Origin of the sequence: Amycolatopsis sp. NPDC049252, assembly GCF_043197175.1 — a bacterium.
Lineage (GTDB): Bacteria > Actinomycetota > Actinomycetes > Mycobacteriales > Pseudonocardiaceae > Amycolatopsis.
Genome location: NZ_JBICSQ010000057.1, coordinates 40,523 through 58,366, shown reverse-complemented (window position 1 = coordinate 58,366; position 17,844 = coordinate 40,523). Strand labels below are relative to the sequence as shown.

Below are 17,844 nucleotides of genomic sequence, written 5' to 3'. Positions count from 1 at the left end.
ATCGGTCAGGACCTCCTCACGCATACCAACATTCTGGAAAGCTCTGCCTGTCAGGCAAGACGACACGCCGACTCATTCTGAACTGCCCCCTTAGGCAGGCTGCCCGCCCATGCTGAGCACCCGAACAGGTCGCTCGGTCTCAACGGATCCTCGTGGTTCGCAGCAACTGTGGTGAGTGGTCTGCTTGTAACCAAGAGTAGCTTGAGCGCTTCTCTATTACGCGTCCCGTTCAGAATCGGGAATGAATTCAGCGTGCCGCCGCTGAAGGTAAGCGCGACTCGTGCCCTCGGTCGAAATGAGATCGAGAGACTGCCGAAACGCCTCAAGGCGACGCTCGGCTCGATCGAGCAGCTGACCCCAAGTCATCATCCACAAGCGGTAGTGCGGCCCGGTCATGACGAGGCCGGCTTCGCTGGTGTTGCTCTCCAAATTCCGCACGGCGTCGTCAACGCTGGTGGTAGATCAGCCAGAAATCCCATTCGTTGGGCGTCCCGGACACCTCCGGGCTCCCGGTGATCGCAGTGGCGTAGTTGTTGAGCTGGCTGAACTCCTTCATCGTCGCCTTCATAGGGCGTTTGAGTTCGACGACGAGGTGCCGATTGCGTTCACTTTCGGGAAGATGGCGGTAGAACACCATGTCCACCCGGCCGCGTTTGCCGGACGGCAGTGCTACCGGAGAGGGCGCAAACTCCGCACCCGAGCGGGTGACTGCGTCTCGGACCACCCTGGAGAGTCCAGACTCCGACAGCGACAAGCTCCACTCGTCACCGAAGATCCAAGGTTCTCGTACGAGCATGGGGTGCAGCTGGTCGACCTCACGGAACTTCTTGCGCGCCTCGTCGGAGTAGAGCAGCCGCCGCAGTCCGGCGACGAAGTCCACGCGGTTGGCAACGGTGTTCGCCGACCGCACAATGGACCCGAACGTCGTACGCTCCAGGAGCTCGACCACCATCTCCTGCTCGTCGTCGGAGAGCGTGAGCACCTTGGTCAGAATCTGTCCAGTCTTCGTCGGCTCCACTCGCGCGGCTTCCTGCAACAGCCGCAGTGAAAGTTCTTTTTGCCGCCGATCTTTTCCGATGGCCTGGCTGGCGAGCACGGCAACGATGTCGAAGACCTCACGTTCGACCTCCTCTGCTGGCGTGCTGGCCGCCCCCACATACGGGTAAACGCCTTGTGCCTTCCACTCGGCGAGAATCGTGCCTTTCCGTTCGTCCAACAACTCGCCGAGGTGGTCGATGAGAGCCTGCTGAGCTGCTTCGAGCAAGTCGCCATGGCGTACATCAGGGAACACCAGGTCTGCCGGTGTCATCAGCTCCTGGTCCCGGAAGCCCTCCCAGAGCAGGTAAGCGCTCCAGTGAACCGGGACCGGTCGGGGCAAAGTCGGCTTGAACTCGGTGACGACCGCGCCGTGTTTGTCGCACAGGAACAGCTTTCGCGCCGCCATGTCCTCATCCCACTCGACGAACCTCAATATCGGCGCGGCCTTGCCGTGCGTAGCCGCCGCGGGGGCGGGAACAGGCAAATCGACTTGGTCGAGGATGTGTGCCTTCGGGTCGAGGTCGTGGCCACGGAAGGTGACTGTCACGTCGGGCAAGGCCAGCAGGAAACCAGCGAGCTGAGCAGTCAACGGCGGCTGAAGATCACTATCAACCAGGTGAACCGTGCGCGGAATCTGACGAAGCGACAAAGTCACAGCCGTGCCGCGGGGACCGTCCGCGGACTGTGGTTCGCTGACCAAAAACTCGTCGGGCCGAGTCCGTGAGCCGTGAATTACCGTCGTGACGAACCCGCCTTCGCGGACGACCGTGCTGCGCCACTCGACCTCCTCCGCAATGCCGTAGGTGAGGAAGCGGCCACGGCCGAGCTGACCATGCAGAGGACGGTTGATCTCCGGGGAAAAACGCTTGGCCTTTTTCCAGGAGTCTCCGTGGATCTGGAAAAGGTCCAGGATGTCCTCGGAAGACATGCCGTGGCCATTATCAGTCACGACCACCTTCAGGGGCCCGCCAACCGCGTCTCGAACGACGGTGACATCCACGGTCGTCGCCTCGGCGTCGATCGCGTTCCAGACGAGCTCCGCGACTACGTCCACGGCAGTCGCTCGTTCCGACTGGCTCAGGATGGTACTCTTCCCCGCTTGGACGCGCATGGTTCCCACGCTGGCAGCTTAACCGGAGAGCGCGCTGACACCAGCCGAAACCTTCCACCGAGCGGTACCTTTCGGGCGGAGGATCGCATCGCCGGGTTAACGCAGCACGGTCAAGCCGCCCAGTGCCCCGGCCAGATTGCACCGTACTTGTGGCTGACGCGCACATGTGCCTTTCGGCGCCGGGCACTGCATGAATTCGCCTGCTCCTGCGCACGCATGACGATCACCTCCTCGTGCGCGATCAGGTGCAGCGGCATCCCGCCTCCCGCTGCTTTCGGATGAAGTCGCGCTGAAAGAAACTGCCACGCACGACCAGCTCGTTCTCCGAGACCCGAGCCAGCAGCGCGATGCACCGCTCGACCGGGACTAACCCGGCCGCGGCACCGCAGGCAATGACCTGCGAGGGCAGGTCGATCAGCTCGGCGTGCTCGCGCCACGGCCGGACCGTGATCGCCACGTAGCCGCTCGGGCGCAGGACGCGTGCGCAGGCGGCGAGGATGCGGGTGAAGCCCGCCAGCGGGCGGTGATGGCCGATATTGGCGAGGTTGCCACGGTCGAGCGCGCTGCCGTAGCGGTAGTGGCCTTTGCTGACCTTCTCGACGCCGGCCTCCCGGTTGGTGTTCACAAGGCCGTGTACCGACGGGCCGTACCGCGGGGACGTCACCACCAGAGCGACCTGGCCAACTTGCTCGGCCGGCAATAGCATCTCGAGCTGGCGGGCGTCGCCGCGGACGACCTGGCCGTCGTGGTCGTGACCGCGCTCGCGGGCGAAGCGGAGGTTCGCGCGAGCGATGTCGGCCCAGTGCGGCTCGTACTCGACGCCGACCGCGCGGCGGCCGAGGTCGATCGCGTCGACCAGCGTGGTGCCGATCCCGCACCTCGGATCCAGCACCACGTCACCCGGTTTCGTGTAGTGCTCGATCGCGTGCGCAGCGACGGCGGGCAGCATCTTGGCCGGGTGCGAGGTCGACTCCGGCACGTACCGGCCCTTGCGCTGCGCAGCCGGCGACGTCTGCGCGGTCACCCACACCGACACCGGCAACTCGCCCCCTCCCGTCTACGCACTGGTGGGCGGGGTGGTGTCGAGGGCGTCGATGAACGCGCGGGACAGCGGCATGGTCGGCTCGTCGGCCGGCGACAGCCGCGTGGTGGTGGTCATGGCGGTGCACCTGTCCTTCGGTCGGCTGGTCATCGGAGGTCTTCGGGGAACGCGACGTCCGCGTGCGCCTGCGCGAAGACGAGCACGTCGCCGTGCACGCGTACGTGTGCCGTCGTCGGCGGGCCAACCAGCTGGGCGCTGAGGGCCACGTCGTCGGAGACCCACTGGAGAGGCTCGGGAGTCGGCTGCAGGCGGCCGCCGCTGATCGGGGTCAGCAAGGTGACGACGTGCTGCAGGTACAGCCAGCGGGTTCGGGGTTCGATTCTCCCGGCATCTCCTCGGCCTCGTGTTCGTCGTCGGGATGTTCTTCGAGTTCCCATGGGGTGCCGGTTGGTACGTACTACTGGAGCCACCCCAGATGATCCTCTTTGATCAAGATCCTTCCAGACATCTGACCCCGGGTGATGCGGGTAGGCACGCCGAGGGGGAGGAGCGCGCCGCCCCGCAGGCTCGACGCCGCCGAGGCCGGTAGCGGTCCGCGCGCTGTTCGAGGTCCATTGCTTGCAGATGCCTCCCGCGCTTGCCGGTGCCGTCACGTTCCATGCAGGGCCGCGACGGGCTTAGCCAAGCCGTTGACGATGAGGACGAGCTCGGGGCCCGTGTCGTCGATGCGTGCATCCGCGGGCGGCTCTGCCCGTCGACGACGCAGTGCCTCCGTCATGGTGGTGAGCAGCTGCGTGTCGACGAGCGCGGGTGCTCATTCCGTCGGATGGCATAGGCCGGCCAGATGCTTCGGCGGAATCGGCACTTCCATGTCGAGCCGGTGCCGCGATGCTCGTCGACCTGGATGGGCTCGAGGCCCAGCATTCATTCGTCGGTGAGTGAACTGTCGTTGCGACCTTTCCGACACGGGCTGCCCCAGTCGCTGCGGTAGTCCGGGACCAGCTGGCCAACGACAATCATCTGCGATACCAGCCTGTACACCGTCCCAGTCTTCCCGTGCCGACGGCTGATGATCGTGATTCGCTTGACTTGGACTTCGCGCGAGTACCCACCGGCCAGCGGCAGGCAGGACGAATGCCCGGTACGGCTCCGCACTGGGAACCGACCTGCATCCTGCGCGGCCACCACAGCCGGTTCCGCCACCACGGTGGCTCCGAACACCACGGTGGCGGCCGCGACGACCATCGCGAATCTTTGCCCGTTGTTCAGGTCGCTCCTCCCCTGCAGGCCACGGCGGTTCGGCGTTCCCTCCCCCCCCGGAGCTCAGAACGCCGAACCGCCGACCCGTGCCGGGAACACCGGCACTCCGTCCCCGACCGGCACACTCCACCACGACTATCGCCGCCGGCGGCCGGATCCTGGACAAACCTGGACGTTCGCGAACACCCAGCCCGTCACCGACGTCCGAACTTCAAAGACGTCAGAACCGCATCAGCGCGCTCGACGCCGAGCCGGCAGCCGGCCTGCCCATGGAGGGCGCGAGCCTGCTGGACATGGGCGCGCTCGGCCTCGAATTCGCCGCGTTCGCGCTCGACGGCCGCCATCGCGAGCAGGCTGTCGGCCCTGATCAACCTGTGCCCGGTCTGCTCGCTGACGACCAGGGCCTGGCCGGCCAAGTCGTAGGCCTCTCCGAACGCCTTCTGTCGCAGGCGCACCGCGGACAAGCCGACCAGAGCGTCGCCGCGACCGCGAGGGTGGTTCGCCGCGGTCGAAAGATTCAACGCCGAATCGAGCTCGACCCCGGCCTCGTCGACCCGGCCGAGCTCCACCATGACCGTGCCGAGAACGTGGCGTGCGCTCGCCTGCGTCCGCAGCATCGCGAGCCGAGTCGCCTTGACCAAGGCATCGCGAGCAGTCGCAAGTGCGTCGTCGTACTCCCCGAGATCGCGCAATGCTCCCGCGAGGTTGGCGAGCACGCTGGCCTCATCCGCATGCTCCCCGGTCGACCGGCACAACTCGAGACCGGTCCGGTAGTGCTCGACGGCGCGCTCCAGGTCACCGAGCGCCTGGCTGGGGCGGCCCGCGTGGCTTTCGGCGAGCTGCACTCCGGCGGCGTAACCCTGCTGAGTCGCCGTTTCCACTGCCCTGGTCTGGAGGTCGTAGGCACTGGCCAGGTCCCCCAGCTCCCACAAGACATCGCCCATCACGACCAGGTTCGCCACGGATACCGGCCCGTCCCCGGCCAGCTCCAGGTCCAGGGCCCTCCGGTAGTACTCGGCGGCGTCGTGGAGCCGGCCGATCGAGATCGACGTACGTCCCAGGTCACTCAGGACGATGCTCTGGAGGTCCAGCGCCTCGAGCTCGTCAGCCAGTCGCACCGCCTCGTCCAGGTGACGAAGCGCTTCAGCGTGGTCCGACCTGCTCCAGTGCGCGCTGCTGAGCACCCGCAGGCACAGCACCTGCCTCGCCACGTCCCCGGCGACGCGAGCCGCGGCGAGGGCGGCCTCGCTGACCGGCAACCACTCCGCAGAACGGTGACGTTCGAACTCGAAATGCAGAGCAACGCACAGCTGAGCCGCCAGCGCGTCGAGGCCCACCGCGGCAGCCCGCCGGGTCAGCGTGGCCAGGGTGATGAATTCGACGTCGAACCAGGTCAGCGCCGCGTCGGCGTCGGTGAACGACGCACCGCCGGAACGGACGCACGCGTACTTCTCCCGGTACGGCCGTGGGTGCCTCAGCTGCGCTGCCTCGGTCGCGAGCCCCGCGTAGTGCGAAATCAGGCGCTGCAGCGCCGAGTCACGCACCTCGTCGGCGTCGTCTTCCAGGCAACGGAGCCTGGCCCACGAATGCAGCAGGGCGTGCTGGCTGTACTGCGCCGGCGTCCGTTCGAGGAGGAAGTGCATGTCGAGCAGGGTGCCGACGACCCGAACGACCGACTCCGGCTCAAGCTCGGTCGCGGCCACCAGTGCCGGTAACGCGATCCCGTCGACCGGAAACAGCCCGAGAAGCCGGAACACCCGTTGCGCCGCGGGTTCCAGCGCCCCGTAGGACAGCGCGATCGCGGTCCGCACCGCAGTCTCCCGATCACCCGCCGCATCCAGCACCGCGACCGGATCAGCCGACCGGAGCTCCTCGACGATCACGGAGAGGGGCGTGCCCACTCGGACACGAGCGTTGGCCGCCGCGATCCGCAGCGCGAGCGGCAGGCGTCCGCATACCTCGGCCAGCTCCGCGGTCGCAGTCGGGTCGGCGTCGACCTGATCCGGGCCGGCGGTGTGCCGGATCAAGGCGATGGCGTCGTCCGTCCCGAGCGGTCCCAGCTGGCGTGGGACAGCTCCCTCCCTGGCGACCAGGCCGACCAGCCTTGTACGGCTGGTGATCACGACGGCGCAGCTCGGCGTTCCGGGCAACAAGGGGCGCACCTGCTCGGCACTCCTCGCATCATCGAGCACCACCACCATGCGCCGACCGGCGACTACGGACCGGAAGGACGCCGCGAGCCGGTCAGCGTCCCCCGGTAACTCACGCTCGGCCATCCCCAGAGCGCGCAGGAACCCGGACAGCACATCGGCGGGATCGGCCGGACGAGCATCGGCGAACCCCCGCAGGTTCACGAACAACTGGCCATCGGGAAAGCTCTCCGCAGCCCGGTGCGCCCACCGAATCGCGAGAGCCGTCTTGCCCACCCCAGGCATCCCGGTGACGAGCGCAACCCCGGTGTCCGGAGAGCCGGTCAGCAGCTGGTCCAGTCCGGCGAGATCCTGCTCGCGCCCTGCGAAGCCGCCGACGTCGAGCGGCAGCTGCCGGGGAGCCCCCGGGACGGGCTCCACTTTCTCCATGTGGAGGTGGGCGGCGACGCGGAACCAGGCTTCGTTCCAACTCCCCCACGCGTCACGCGGAACCCGCAACGCGATCACGATCCGGTCGAACACGTCGGACGGCGGGTGGATCTTCCCGGACACGTAGGCGTGCACGGTCGAGCGGGGCACATCCACCAAGCGGGCGAGGTCGGTCAAGCTGACCCGCGCCTTGCCCGTGCCGCGAGCCGCCAGCCGACGCAGCAGATCTACCTCACGCACGAAACCCGCGACGTCATCGATCCGGGCCGGATCCGGCCTTCCGACATCGCCGCCCACCCGCTTCACACCCCACAACGCCTGACCTGGTCTATCCGATCCAACCGCACCTGCGCCCTTGGGCAGTTGCAAGGACTGCCGAAACGGCCTCGCCCGTTCAGCCGACGCACCGGCTGCGTTTCAGTTTCATTGAAACAGTGCCGTATAGCTATACATACACTGGGGAGCGTTCGTGGCGAGCAAGAGCGACCACGAAACTTAAGGTGACCACCATGCCGCCGGGCTGTCGTCTCCTGGGGCCGACTCGCCCAGCCGACAGTGGCGCCAGCGCCGACCTGGCGCGGCATGACCGTGCTGCTCGACCTGTACGCCGAGCCCCGGCATCCGCGCCGCGGTGCCGGGCCGTGTGCTCGCCCGAGCGACCGCGGTCCGTCGGCTGCCGTACTACGCGAAAGACCACGCGGCCAGGCCGCCGGCAGCTACTACACGTCGTCACCGACGGTGCTGCAAGGCAACCCTCGGTCACAACCCGTCCGGTGTGGTGTTCGACGAGGTCCTGACCCTGCCCAACGCGAGCCTGTGGGGACGCCGTGCACACCGGCATCGGCACCCGCAGCCAGCCGATGATGATCGTCGCTGCGCGAAACGCTCACTGGGGACGGCCTGGCAGCGTTCGGCGTCGGCCAGGTCAGAGCAGGCCGAGCGTGCGGGCCTTGTTCACCGCTAGTACGCGGTCGTGGCTATCCAGCTTCTCGTACAGGTTCTGCAGGTGCTTGCGCACTGTTCCTAGCGCGATCCGGCGGAGGCTGGCGATCTGCTGTGCGGACAGCCCTCGCGACAGCAACTCAAGCATGTCGACCTCGCGCAGGGTCAGCCCAGCCCGACAGCGCGCCTCATCGCGCCCAACCGCACCCTGCACCGCCGGATGCGGCCGGTAGGCACGGTCGAGGAGTGCCAGCATGGGCTGGAGCCGTCGCGCTGTGTCGAGATCGTTGTCCGTGAAATCGCGGCCAGAACGGTTGATTGCCCAGGCTTTTCCTGCCGATGCGGTCAACTTGCCGACGATAATCGAGAGCTGATAATTCGCGCCGTTCGGCCCGAACAGTTCCCGGTAGAGCCGGCTCGACCGCAGTTCGCGGTCGGACACGCAATCACTCATCCTGCGTGGCGCAACATCATTCGGCACCTGAAAGTAACTGTTGATCAGCGGATTCACGTCGATCGTCGCGGTGACACGCCGATCCCATTCGTCGCTCTGACGAGGATCCATCCAGCCTTCCACGTGTGGCGGGTCCGCGTCGATGGCGTTCCAGCCCACCACATCACCGGCGATCGCGTGATGCAGGTAGGCGGACACGCTCGCCAGGTACGCCGCGCGGTCCAGCATCTCACTGGCGACATAGCTGAGCTCGACAGCAGTCGCTTCACGCGCCACGATCCCCTCCCCGCAGCCGGTTGTCCATACGCGAAAGAACGTATTCACGACACCGTGCCGAAACCACCAGTCTAATGGGGTTGCAACCGCGCGACAGCGGCAGAACGGGCTAGGCAGCTGCTCCTTACAGTCTATAAAGGATCTACCCGCCGTGTCCAAACATTTGTCGATCGCAAGACCTCGTCGCGTTCACTCTACGAAAGGTCACAAATATGATCACGAAGACCAAATCGGGCCGCGCGCGCCGACTGCTCGCAATCGCGAGCCTGAGCGGCGCGTTGATGGCCTCCGCCGCAGGATCCGCGTTGGCTTCCACCGAGGACACGGGCATGCATCTGTCGCCCGGCGCGAGTGACAGCATGCCGACCTGGTTCTTCGGGCGCACGCAGGTGTGCTTCCGGAATCCTGAGCCGGTCGGCGGTCCGGACGTGTCGTACAACTGGTGGTCCAGCACCACGACCGGACACGGCAGCCTGCACGCAGGGGAACACGACTGCACGCTGGTCCGATCGTTCGTCGGATTCCGCATCGGAATCCAGGACATCTCCCTGAATGCCAGGCTCGACGTCTGGGAGCCGATCGGTCCGGCCTAACAGGCGATCACGCCTGAAACAGGCCGCCGTCGAGCCGGTGGGATCGCGGCAGATCCCACCGGTTCTTCCGGACAGCGTCGAGGTACTAGTGAATCAGCCGACCTTCGGCGTGGCCCGGCCATGGCTGTGCAGGCACGGTTCGCCGGGTCGGCAGCGTGGAGAAGACCACCGACGATCAGGCAATCTGTGCCCGGCACACGACGGGGTTGGCATCGATGGACAGCAGGTCCAACTCGATCGTCGGCTCTGGCGGCAGTAGCGCGGCGAGCTGCCCGGTCATCGTGTCCTGCATCCGCAGGCCGCGGTCCCTTTGGAAGGTCTCCAATCCGAGCGTCCGGCCGGGTAGTGCACCTGCCCGGCGAGCGTGCACTCGATAATCCACCCGCTCGGCGGCGGGCGGGTGGCTGGCACTGATCAACCCGTCGGTCGCGGCGCAGGTCACCGAAGCCCAGGTTCAGCCCCAACGCTTGCCGCTGGTCGCCATCCCGCCTGCCGGCCGCGCCGACACCGGGCTGATCCAGCTGCGATAAGGCGCCACGATCTGCGACCAAGTCGAACTGTCGCTGGGCGCGGGCGATCGACGTGGCCTGCTGCTCGAGCTGCACGTCGCGCCCCGGCGCCGCGGCGTCGGCCGAGTCTTGGTGCGTGCGGCTGCGGCGCGTGGCGATGGGTTCAGTTGGAGCGCGAACCCCTCAGATGAGCCGGACGCCGCCGCGCTCTGGGCCCGCGTCGGCGCACCACCTGCACCGGGGCGCCCGTGCTCGCACCAGGAACGCCAGGCTGCGCATCGAACCCCGCTGGCAGAAATGGTGATCGAGCTCAAGGTCAGCGGTGGGGTTGTGCGACCGGCCGCAGGACGGCGCGACCTTAGGATGCACCTTCTTCCGAATCGAGAGCTGCCTCGTCAGGTGGCGATGCGTCATGCGTAGTCGGGTCAAATGAGTGCCCGTTTCGGGTCGCCCCGCGGAACCCGACGACGCCGTCGAAGGCGGCATCGACGAACCCGACGGCGGCGTCGAAAGTGGCCCCGTCGAACCCGGCTCGACCGGCGAACGTCGCCGCGTTGAACACGGCGGAGCCGTTGAACGTCGCCTCGCTGAAGCTGGTGTCGTCAGCGAACGATGCCCCGGCGAACGTGCTGCCGCGAGTGAACGTCGCCCTACCGAACCCGGCATCACCGGTGAACGTCGCCCCGCTGAACACACTGTCGCCAGTGAACGTCGCCCCTCCGAACCCGGCATCACCGGTGAACGTCGCCCCGCTGAACACAGTGTCGCCAGTGAACGTCGCGCCGCGGAACACGGCCTCGGCCTCACCGACGAAGGTTGCGTTTCCGAAGCAGCCTTCCGCGACGTTGCAACGGAAGAGGGAGAAGTCGATGAGAGTGGCGCCAGTGAGGTCGATGTCGATCTCGGGCCAAAAGGTGGGCTGAGGGCCACCTGGGTCCTCACCGGGATTCAGGTGGCGTTTCAGGATGCCCTGTGCGGTCAAGCGCACTTCGCGTTCGTGGAGCTGAGCCTCTCGGGCTGGGGAATTGGCGTGCGGTGTTGGCGGTCGAGGGGTGGTGGTTGATCGCAGTAATGGGCGCCGCACACCCAGAGAACGAGGCTCGCCAGTCGCTGACGGCGGGGTGTAGAAGTTGCGCAGGTAGGCACAGATCACGTTGACGACTGTCTGCCGCTGAGACGGGTTATCTTGTGCGACCCGTTCCAATGCGTAGAGGCCGCCGTGGCGGACGGCGGCCTGCGCAGAGCCGAGTTGCTCGACGGCCTTGAGGTAGAGCTCGGTCAGCCGTCGTTCAGTAGCATCGTGTTGCTGGTGGGCGAGGGTGCGTTCGCGGTTGTCAAGGTCTGCCTCCGTGGAATGCTGGCGCCGCCAGGCCAGGTACAAGGCGACGACACCGCCGCTGCCGACCGCGACGCTCAGTCCGACCTTCAACGCGTCCAGCCGCGCGGACACCAAATCAGCGCCGTTGAGCCCGGCTGTCGCCGGCCACCACAGCACCACCACAGCACCGGCGGTCAACACCGCGATCACGGCCGCGGTCAGCCACATCGTCTTCGGCGACAGCTCCCGCAACCGCGCCGGTGCCCCCGTCGCAGCGGACCGCTGTGGGTCAGGGACCCCGGGGCCCGAGGTCGATGGCGTGATGTCGTCGGTCATGTTCGTCTACGTCGTCAGGATCCATCCGGATGTTGCAGACGTTCGACTGGACGACCGCGTCGTCGAGGTCAGGCACGACCATAGAGACATCGAACCCGGCAGCGCGGGCCCGACCGCCTCGATCAGCGTCCACACGACGCCCCGATGCCGGTGCTCCGCCGGCACGGCCAGGTCGGCGAACGCGGCGCGGCGGGAAGTCCCGCACTGCAGCAGCTCGGCCCGCCCGAACAGCAGATCGCCGCAGCGCAGCTCCAGTGCGCCTACGCCGGCCGGGAGCTCCGGCACCGCGAGCAGGAACTCGACGCGCAAGCCGTCGTGGTCGGCGAGGAGGACCTGGCCTGGCGGCCGACGTCGATCAGCGCCCCGGTCGGACGGGAGACGTGCAGGCCTCGCAGGCCGGGCATGTGCGCTCCAGTACGCCGAAGGCGTTCGATAAGCCGGTCGGCGGGCCAGCCCACGCCAGACCAGATGACGGCGTGAGGTCCTGTCACTGACCGCTAGACAATCACCCGTACTGGCCGGGGTGTCATGGATTTGGCCAGTTTTTGGCCAGTCGCAACACTGGCGGAACCGACCGGCGGCCTGGTGGTCCGCTTCGACCAGGTAGGCCGTTCGGATGCTCGCAGGACGCATGAGCCCGTCGTACGGGCCGGTGTGAACAGGGCCGGGTGCGGATCGACGCGGAACGCGCGGCCGCAGCGGTCAGCCCCGCCAGGTGACCTCCGAGACACCGCCGTACCGCTCCTCGTCGAGCGCGAAGCAGGTCACCAACCTGTGGCTGGCCACACCTCTCCACGGTATAAATCCGGATACTTGCACTAAATCCGTAGACGGATTACGTTGGCAACGTGTCCACGGATAACGCCCACAGTCGGGACGCCCGCGCGTTCCGCCCCTTCGACCCCCGCGAGTACGACTACGCGGCGGCCGAGCTCGCCGACCGCGACAAGACGATCGGCGACTTCTTGCACGCCGCGCTGCGCTGGTTCAACAAGAACCCTAAACACGTGCTCGCCACACTGGACGAGGAAAGGGTCTGGCCACCGCAGCGCCACGCCGGCCGACGCGCGGCAGTGACCGCCTACGCAGTCCGCGACGCCACCGGAGGCTGGTATGGCGACCCCGACCTGCCGGTCGAGCGACGCTGGGACTACCCCATGGCCCACCCCTTCGAGCCAGCCGACGAGTACAACCCGCTCTACGGCCAGGTGCTCACGCTGCGATGCGCCGAACTCGGCAACAACATCGGCCGCGAGCAGCACATCAGCCCCTACGCCGTGCGCGTGCTGGCCGACCAGCGTCGCGAGGTAGCCGTACGGATCACCGCCGCCGTCCAGGACGCCCTGTTCGGCCCCCCGATCACCGGCACCCCCGAACGGGCAGCGTGGGAACGGCTGCGCGATCAGCGACGACGCAGCATCGAGACGTGACCATGACGCCGACGTCACCGTCATGGATCGTCTTGCTGCAAGACGTGCTCGTCCGGGCACTGACGAGCAAGGTCGCGTTTCGTCGGCTGGTCGCACTGGTACTGGTCACGGCCGCAGCGCTTGCACTTCTGCTCGGCGTGGTGCTGCTCTGCGCAGGCAAAGACATCGGGTGGTGGTCCGTCTTGGCCTCCGGCAGTGTCCCGGCCCTGCGCGCGGTCCGCCGAAAGCCGCACTGACCACACTCGCCCACGACACTGCTTTGACCGTCGCCTCGTCAGCGGCGAGTCACCCGCCGGGTACCAGCGCGGGGAGGAGGGGCGATCAGGATCGTCAGCGCGCCGCTTCTTGGTGCGAACACGAGCTTGCCGGTGCCCCGACCCCGGCCCAGAACGCGGCGGAGTCCGGCCTTTGGGCGGGTTGGCGCACCAGTTGAGCCCGGCGGCGCCGGTGGTCTGTTGCTCGGGCGAGTACGCGATTGATGCTGCGTCGAAGTCGGGGCTTAAGGCACAGCTAGCTGTTGCGGGTCATGACGTTGGTGACGCGGGTGAGGGCCTGAACTGAGGGACGGGTCTTTCAGCGGCAGGATGAGAAGTGCGACCCACTCATCACGCCGAAGAGAAAGACCCGTCCATGCACCACCGTAATGCCCCGCTGTCTATCGAGGGCCGCCACAGGCTCGTCGCGCGCTGCCAGACCCGCCCGATCGCCCACGTCGCCGCGGAGATGGGCATCTCGCGGCAATGCGCATCCAAGTGGGTCAACCGCTGGCGCCGCTACGGCAAGGCCGGCCTGCTCGACCGGCCCAGCGTCCCGCACCACCAGCCCACCGCCACGCCCGCCGAGGTCGTGGCCCGGATCGAGCAGCTGCGCCGGACCCGGAAGTACTCCGCCCGCCGGATCGCCACCGAACTCGCCGCCGAGGGCATCACGATCTCCGTGCGCACCGTCGGCCGGCACCTGCTGCAGCTCGGGCTGAACCGTCGCCGGTTCCTCGACCCGACCGGCGCCACCAACCGCCAGCCGCGACGGATCATCGCTCGCTGGCCCGGGCACATGGTCCACCTCGACGTGAAGAAGACCGGCCAGATCCCTGACGGCGGTGGCTGGCGGATCCACGGCAAAGGCAGCGACCAGGACCGGCAGGTCGCTCACACCAAGACTCGGGGTCAGCGGGCCCGCTACACCTACCTGCACTCCGCCGTCGACGGCTTTTCGAGGCTGGCCTACACCGAAGCCCTGCCCGATGAGAAGGCCCGGACCGCGATCGGGTTCGTCCACCGCGCGCGGGCGTTCTTCGCCCGCCACGGCATCACCCACATCCACCGCCTGGTCACCGACAACGGCTCCTGCTACCGCGCGAACGATTTCCCCACCGTCCTGCGAGGGGCCCGCCATCAGCGGATCACGCCCTACACTCCACGCCACAACGGCAAAGTGGAGCGCTACAACCGGATCCTGGCCGAAGAATTCCTTTATGCCCACGTTTGGACCAGCGAAGCCCATCGCACCGCGGCCCTGGCCGTCTGGAACATCCATTACAACTACCATCGGCCACACACTGCCGCCGGAGATCAGCCGCCAGCGTCCCGGCTCCACGCCGGCGTCACCAACGTCATGGCCTCATACACAAAGCACGCGAGCAGACATTGTTGCCATGATCACTACAGCTCAGCTCTCGCAATAGATTTGACACGGGCTGACACGGCGCCAAGAGTGGATAATAGAGTGCGCAAACACGAGTTGATCTATAGCCCCAATACTGAAGTTCGCAACCCAGCCTGCAGACAAACGGCGATTCGATAGGCAATCGAAAGACCCATGCAATTGGGTCGTCGCAGGTGGTGACGGCGACCGGATAGCCGTCAAGGGCGGCACAAGCCACCGCGTTAAACCAGTCGGTTTAGCCAGTGAGCATGGTCAGTTTCTCTGCGGCGATGAGGTCACAAACCCGTCAACGCCGGTGACCAATCGCAATGTCGGCTCACCAACGGGCCGCCCCTGCCTACCGTGGCCGAGGCGCAGTTCTATCCCAAGGCGCGGTCTCTACCGCTCGTCAGCGGGCCCGGCTAGGTCAAGGCGACATCGACGGCCGGGTACCCGGCCAGTGAATCGGTGCTCAGCACCGAGACCGACGACAACTCCACCTCGCGCCAGATCATCGTCGATCGCTGACGGCCAAGGACTTGCTGAGGGAGTTCTGGTCACCCTCCCCCGCTAACGACACACTCCCGCAGTTTCTTCAGGTTCGGTGTAGGTGTTGTTCAGGGCCGCCACAAACTCACGGGTGGCTGCGGGATCATGACGATGTTGTCACTGGCGTCGATCTAGACGAAAGACGTCGATGATTCTTCGACGTCGATCGCGGTGATCGACATGCTGCGGATCCGCTCGCGTCAGCGCGTCGTTGAGCGACGTCGGCCTAGCGGACGGCCGAGCGCGGTCGCCGACGACGTCACTATCAGCCGTCACTGTGGGCGGCATCAAGACTGCGAAGGCGACGCCGGAGGTCAGCAGCATCATGCCTACGGTACTTATCGTAAATAACTAGGGCGTCGCGCCAGCAACTGAGCGCACGTTTTGTGTTGCCAACGTAATGCAGGGAAGTGCCAAGAGCATCCAGGATCTTGCCAGTTCCCGCTACCCATTGATGATGGGGCTCAATGGCAAGTGCCTCTTCGCACAGTGCAATCGCCTCCCGATGTCTTCCCATTCCCTGGTTCGCCGTCGTCATCTGGAACAGGGCATATGCCTCCCCTCCGCGGTCATCGGCCTGTCGACGCATGACGAGTGCATGTTCAGCGTGACGGAGTGCCCGCTTATAGTCCCCTAGACCCGTACACGCACTGCTGAGATTTCCTTCAATGACGCCCTCCATGCGACCATTCTGCATCCCCTCACTAAGAGGCAACGCAACTTGGAGGAATTCGTATGCGAGTGCATACTGCTGTTGCTCCAGCCACAGCAAGCCCAACTCGTTGAGCGCCCACGTTTCCAGCTGTACGTCACCAAGGTCACGTGCCAAGCCCAGCGCACCATCAGCGATGCTAATTGCCTCCTGCCAAAGGGCGACAGCGCCGCATGTCTCAACCAAGAGCAGCAACACATGCACCTCCGCCAGACTGTCATGGCTGCGACGGGCAGCAGCCACGGCCCGTTTTTCAAGCTCAAGCAAAATATCGTAATCGCCCCGTCCAGACAAAGCCGTCGATATTGCACAGACAAGAAGAATGGTAAGCCGATGAAGATCATCACGGTCAGCAGTCCGAACTGCAGCAATTAGATTAGCCGCTTCACTATCGAACCACTCCCGGGCCTGACCAGCCTCCGAAAAGGTGATTTCAGGGCAAGTTTTGACCGCCGACTTTAACGGTATACAAGAGGATGCTATCGAGGTCCACGCACTCCGAAAAGCAGCCGTAGCCTGCCACGCATACCAATTCAACATGCGATCTCGAGCCTGATCCCTTTCGACCGGATGGTCGTTTTGGATGTGGTCGACCGCATAGGTGCGCAGCAAATCGTGGAGCCGATACCGATCTCGTCCGACCGGCTCGATCATATGAACGTCGGCAAGCCCGCCCAACAGCCCGCGGACTATGCCAAGCTCAAGGTCCACAACTGCGGCCGCTGCGCGCAAGCTGATCTCGGGGCCCGGATGTACGCCGAGATACCGAAACGTGCGGGCCTGCTCAAGTGGGAGTCGTTCGTAGGACCAGTCGAACACCGCTCGCACTGCAGCTCGCTCGTCCCCACCTCGACTGAGGACGTCTAGGCGATACCGGTCGTCCGACAGTTCGGCGGCAACGTCCGCGACAGTGGTGTGTAGCGCGGTGGCGCGAGCCGCAGCTATCCGCAGTGCCAGCGGTAACCGAGCGCACAGCCGGATCAGGTCGTCCACGGCATCCGGTTCAGCCGCAGCGCGTGCAGAGCCAACGATGCCACCAACAAGCCGTTGCGCTTCGGGTTCTGTGAGCAGGTCGAGCGTAAGCCGGTGCGCGCCTTCAGTGACCACCAGCCCTGTAAGACTATCGCGGCTAGTTACTATCACCATGCAACCTGGAGTTCCCGGTAAAAGCGGGCGGACCTGATCGGCACTGTTGGCATTGTCGAGCACCAACAACACTCGCCGCCCCGCCAAATGTGAGCGGAACAGCGCCGCTCGTGCTTCCACCTCGACTGGAAGCCGCTCACCTGGCGCACCAAACGCTCGAAGAAAACCGTCGAGAACCTCATTTGGAGTCGCAGGGTCACCGGGACCGTAGCCGCGCAGGTTGACGTACAGGGTGCCGTCAGGAAACCGGAACTGCACTCGATGCGCCCACCACACCGCCAACGTGGTCTTGCCGATCCCCGCGGCGCCGTCCACCGCCGAAATCACCACAGCACCTTGCATGACTCCAGCAATATCTTCGTCCCCCGGCAGCCTTGCGTCTAAAGCAGCCAAGTGTTCGACACGACCGGTGAAGTCCCGCACTGCCGACGGCAACTGCCGCGGCGGTGACCAGCTCGGACCGGCCCAAGCAACAGTGGCTCCGGCTGGGGAGGCATGCTCAATTGCCCCAGACTGCACGACCGTGCCCTGCATCCAGCTACCGGTCTCGTTCCGACTATCCTGCTCGTCGCCCATGAAGACCAGTGTGTCGCCGCCCTGCCCTCTCAGCTCTGAGTCAGAGACAGCACCACCCACTCGGAGCATGCTTGGGCCGCTTGAGGTCAGCGTAGGTCACGACCGGACTCGGCCTATCGAGGGCAGTCGACATAGCCCGATTGTGGCTACCCGTGACTGGACCTCGATCTGACCAGGCCCAGCTGGGGACAGCTCCGGTAGAGCTACGTCGAAGTGGTCGCCACGCCGCGCCGCCGACTGTCGCCGCGCCGTGATGACCGACCGCGCTATCCGTCCGGCGGAGGCAGGGCACATTCGTCACCGATGTCACGATCCCGGACGGGACCGTC

Annotated in this window: 12 protein-coding genes and 2 pseudogenes; 4 read left to right on the top strand and 10 right to left on the bottom strand. The window is 66.0% G+C overall.

Features of this window, described 5'->3' with window-relative positions:
- Positions 1 to 445 precede the first annotated feature (445 nt).
- From ACGFMK_RS36095 to ACGFMK_RS36070, 6 genes and pseudogenes are all read right to left on the bottom strand, one after another.
- On the bottom strand, positions 446 to 2,092 hold the full coding sequence (locus tag ACGFMK_RS36095; protein ID WP_392773129.1) for an ATP-binding protein: 1,647 nt from the start codon (positions 2,090 to 2,092) through the stop codon (positions 446 to 448).
- Positions 2,093 to 2,259: 167 nt separating this feature from the next.
- Positions 2,260 to 3,191: pseudogene (locus tag ACGFMK_RS36090) on the bottom strand (TRM11 family SAM-dependent methyltransferase).
- A 146-nt stretch (positions 3,192 to 3,337) separates the two neighbouring features.
- A complete protein-coding gene (locus ACGFMK_RS36085) occupies positions 3,338 to 3,526 on the bottom strand; it encodes a hypothetical protein (RefSeq protein WP_392773126.1) in 189 nt (62 codons plus the stop codon).
- Positions 3,527 to 4,115: 589 nt separating this feature from the next.
- Complete coding sequence (locus tag ACGFMK_RS36080) at positions 4,116 to 4,436, bottom strand: hypothetical protein (RefSeq protein ID WP_392773123.1); 321 nt, start codon at positions 4,434 to 4,436, stop codon at positions 4,116 to 4,118.
- A 209-nt stretch (positions 4,437 to 4,645) separates the two neighbouring features.
- Positions 4,646 to 7,327, bottom strand: a complete 2,682-nt coding sequence (locus ACGFMK_RS36075) for an ATP-binding protein (RefSeq protein ID WP_392773120.1) — start codon at positions 7,325 to 7,327, stop codon at positions 4,646 to 4,648.
- A gap of 628 nt (positions 7,328 to 7,955) precedes the next feature.
- Entirely contained in the window at positions 7,956 to 8,702 is a 747-nt protein-coding gene (locus tag ACGFMK_RS36070; protein WP_392773117.1) for a response regulator transcription factor, read from the bottom strand.
- Positions 8,703 to 8,914: 212 nt separating this feature from the next.
- Between ACGFMK_RS36070 and ACGFMK_RS36065 the strand changes: the two genes are divergently transcribed.
- On the top strand, positions 8,915 to 9,295 hold the full coding sequence (locus ACGFMK_RS36065) for a hypothetical protein (RefSeq protein WP_392773115.1): 381 nt from the start codon (positions 8,915 to 8,917) through the stop codon (positions 9,293 to 9,295).
- Between the two features lie 175 nt (positions 9,296 to 9,470).
- On the opposite strand, the gene ACGFMK_RS36060 is transcribed toward ACGFMK_RS36065, so the two are convergent.
- The 3 genes from ACGFMK_RS36060 to ACGFMK_RS36050 all read right to left on the bottom strand — a co-directional run bounded on the left by ACGFMK_RS36060 (position 9,471) and on the right by ACGFMK_RS36050 (position 11,767).
- On the bottom strand, positions 9,471 to 9,737 hold the full coding sequence (locus ACGFMK_RS36060; protein WP_392773112.1) for a hypothetical protein: 267 nt from the start codon (positions 9,735 to 9,737) through the stop codon (positions 9,471 to 9,473).
- 425 nt (positions 9,738 to 10,162) lie between these two features.
- Positions 10,163 to 11,458: a pentapeptide repeat-containing protein gene (locus ACGFMK_RS36055; RefSeq protein ID WP_392773109.1), complete on the bottom strand. Its 1,296-nt coding sequence runs from the start codon at positions 11,456 to 11,458 to the stop codon at positions 10,163 to 10,165.
- A gap of 6 nt (positions 11,459 to 11,464) precedes the next feature.
- On the bottom strand, positions 11,465 to 11,767 hold the full coding sequence (locus ACGFMK_RS36050; protein WP_392773106.1) for a hypothetical protein: 303 nt from the start codon (positions 11,765 to 11,767) through the stop codon (positions 11,465 to 11,467).
- A gap of 539 nt (positions 11,768 to 12,306) precedes the next feature.
- Between ACGFMK_RS36050 and ACGFMK_RS36045 the strand changes: the two genes are divergently transcribed.
- From ACGFMK_RS36045 to ACGFMK_RS36035, 3 genes and pseudogenes are all read left to right on the top strand, one after another.
- Positions 12,307 to 12,888 (top strand): hypothetical protein, encoded by a 582-nt coding sequence (locus ACGFMK_RS36045; RefSeq protein ID WP_392773103.1) that lies wholly within the window; start codon positions 12,307 to 12,309, stop codon positions 12,886 to 12,888.
- Positions 12,885 to 13,124 (top strand): hypothetical protein, encoded by a 240-nt coding sequence (locus ACGFMK_RS36040; RefSeq protein ID WP_392773100.1) that lies wholly within the window; start codon positions 12,885 to 12,887, stop codon positions 13,122 to 13,124. The genes ACGFMK_RS36045 and ACGFMK_RS36040 overlap by 4 nt, the downstream gene beginning before the upstream one ends.
- A 394-nt stretch (positions 13,125 to 13,518) precedes the next feature.
- Positions 13,519 to 14,517, top strand: a pseudogene (locus ACGFMK_RS36035) (IS481 family transposase); the annotation flags it as partial.
- Positions 14,518 to 15,346: 829 nt separating this feature from the next.
- Here the strand turns inward: ACGFMK_RS36035 and ACGFMK_RS36030 are convergent.
- Positions 15,347 to 17,515: an ATP-binding protein gene (locus ACGFMK_RS36030; protein WP_392773097.1), complete on the bottom strand. Its 2,169-nt coding sequence runs from the start codon at positions 17,513 to 17,515 to the stop codon at positions 15,347 to 15,349.
- Positions 17,516 to 17,844 lie beyond the last annotated feature (329 nt).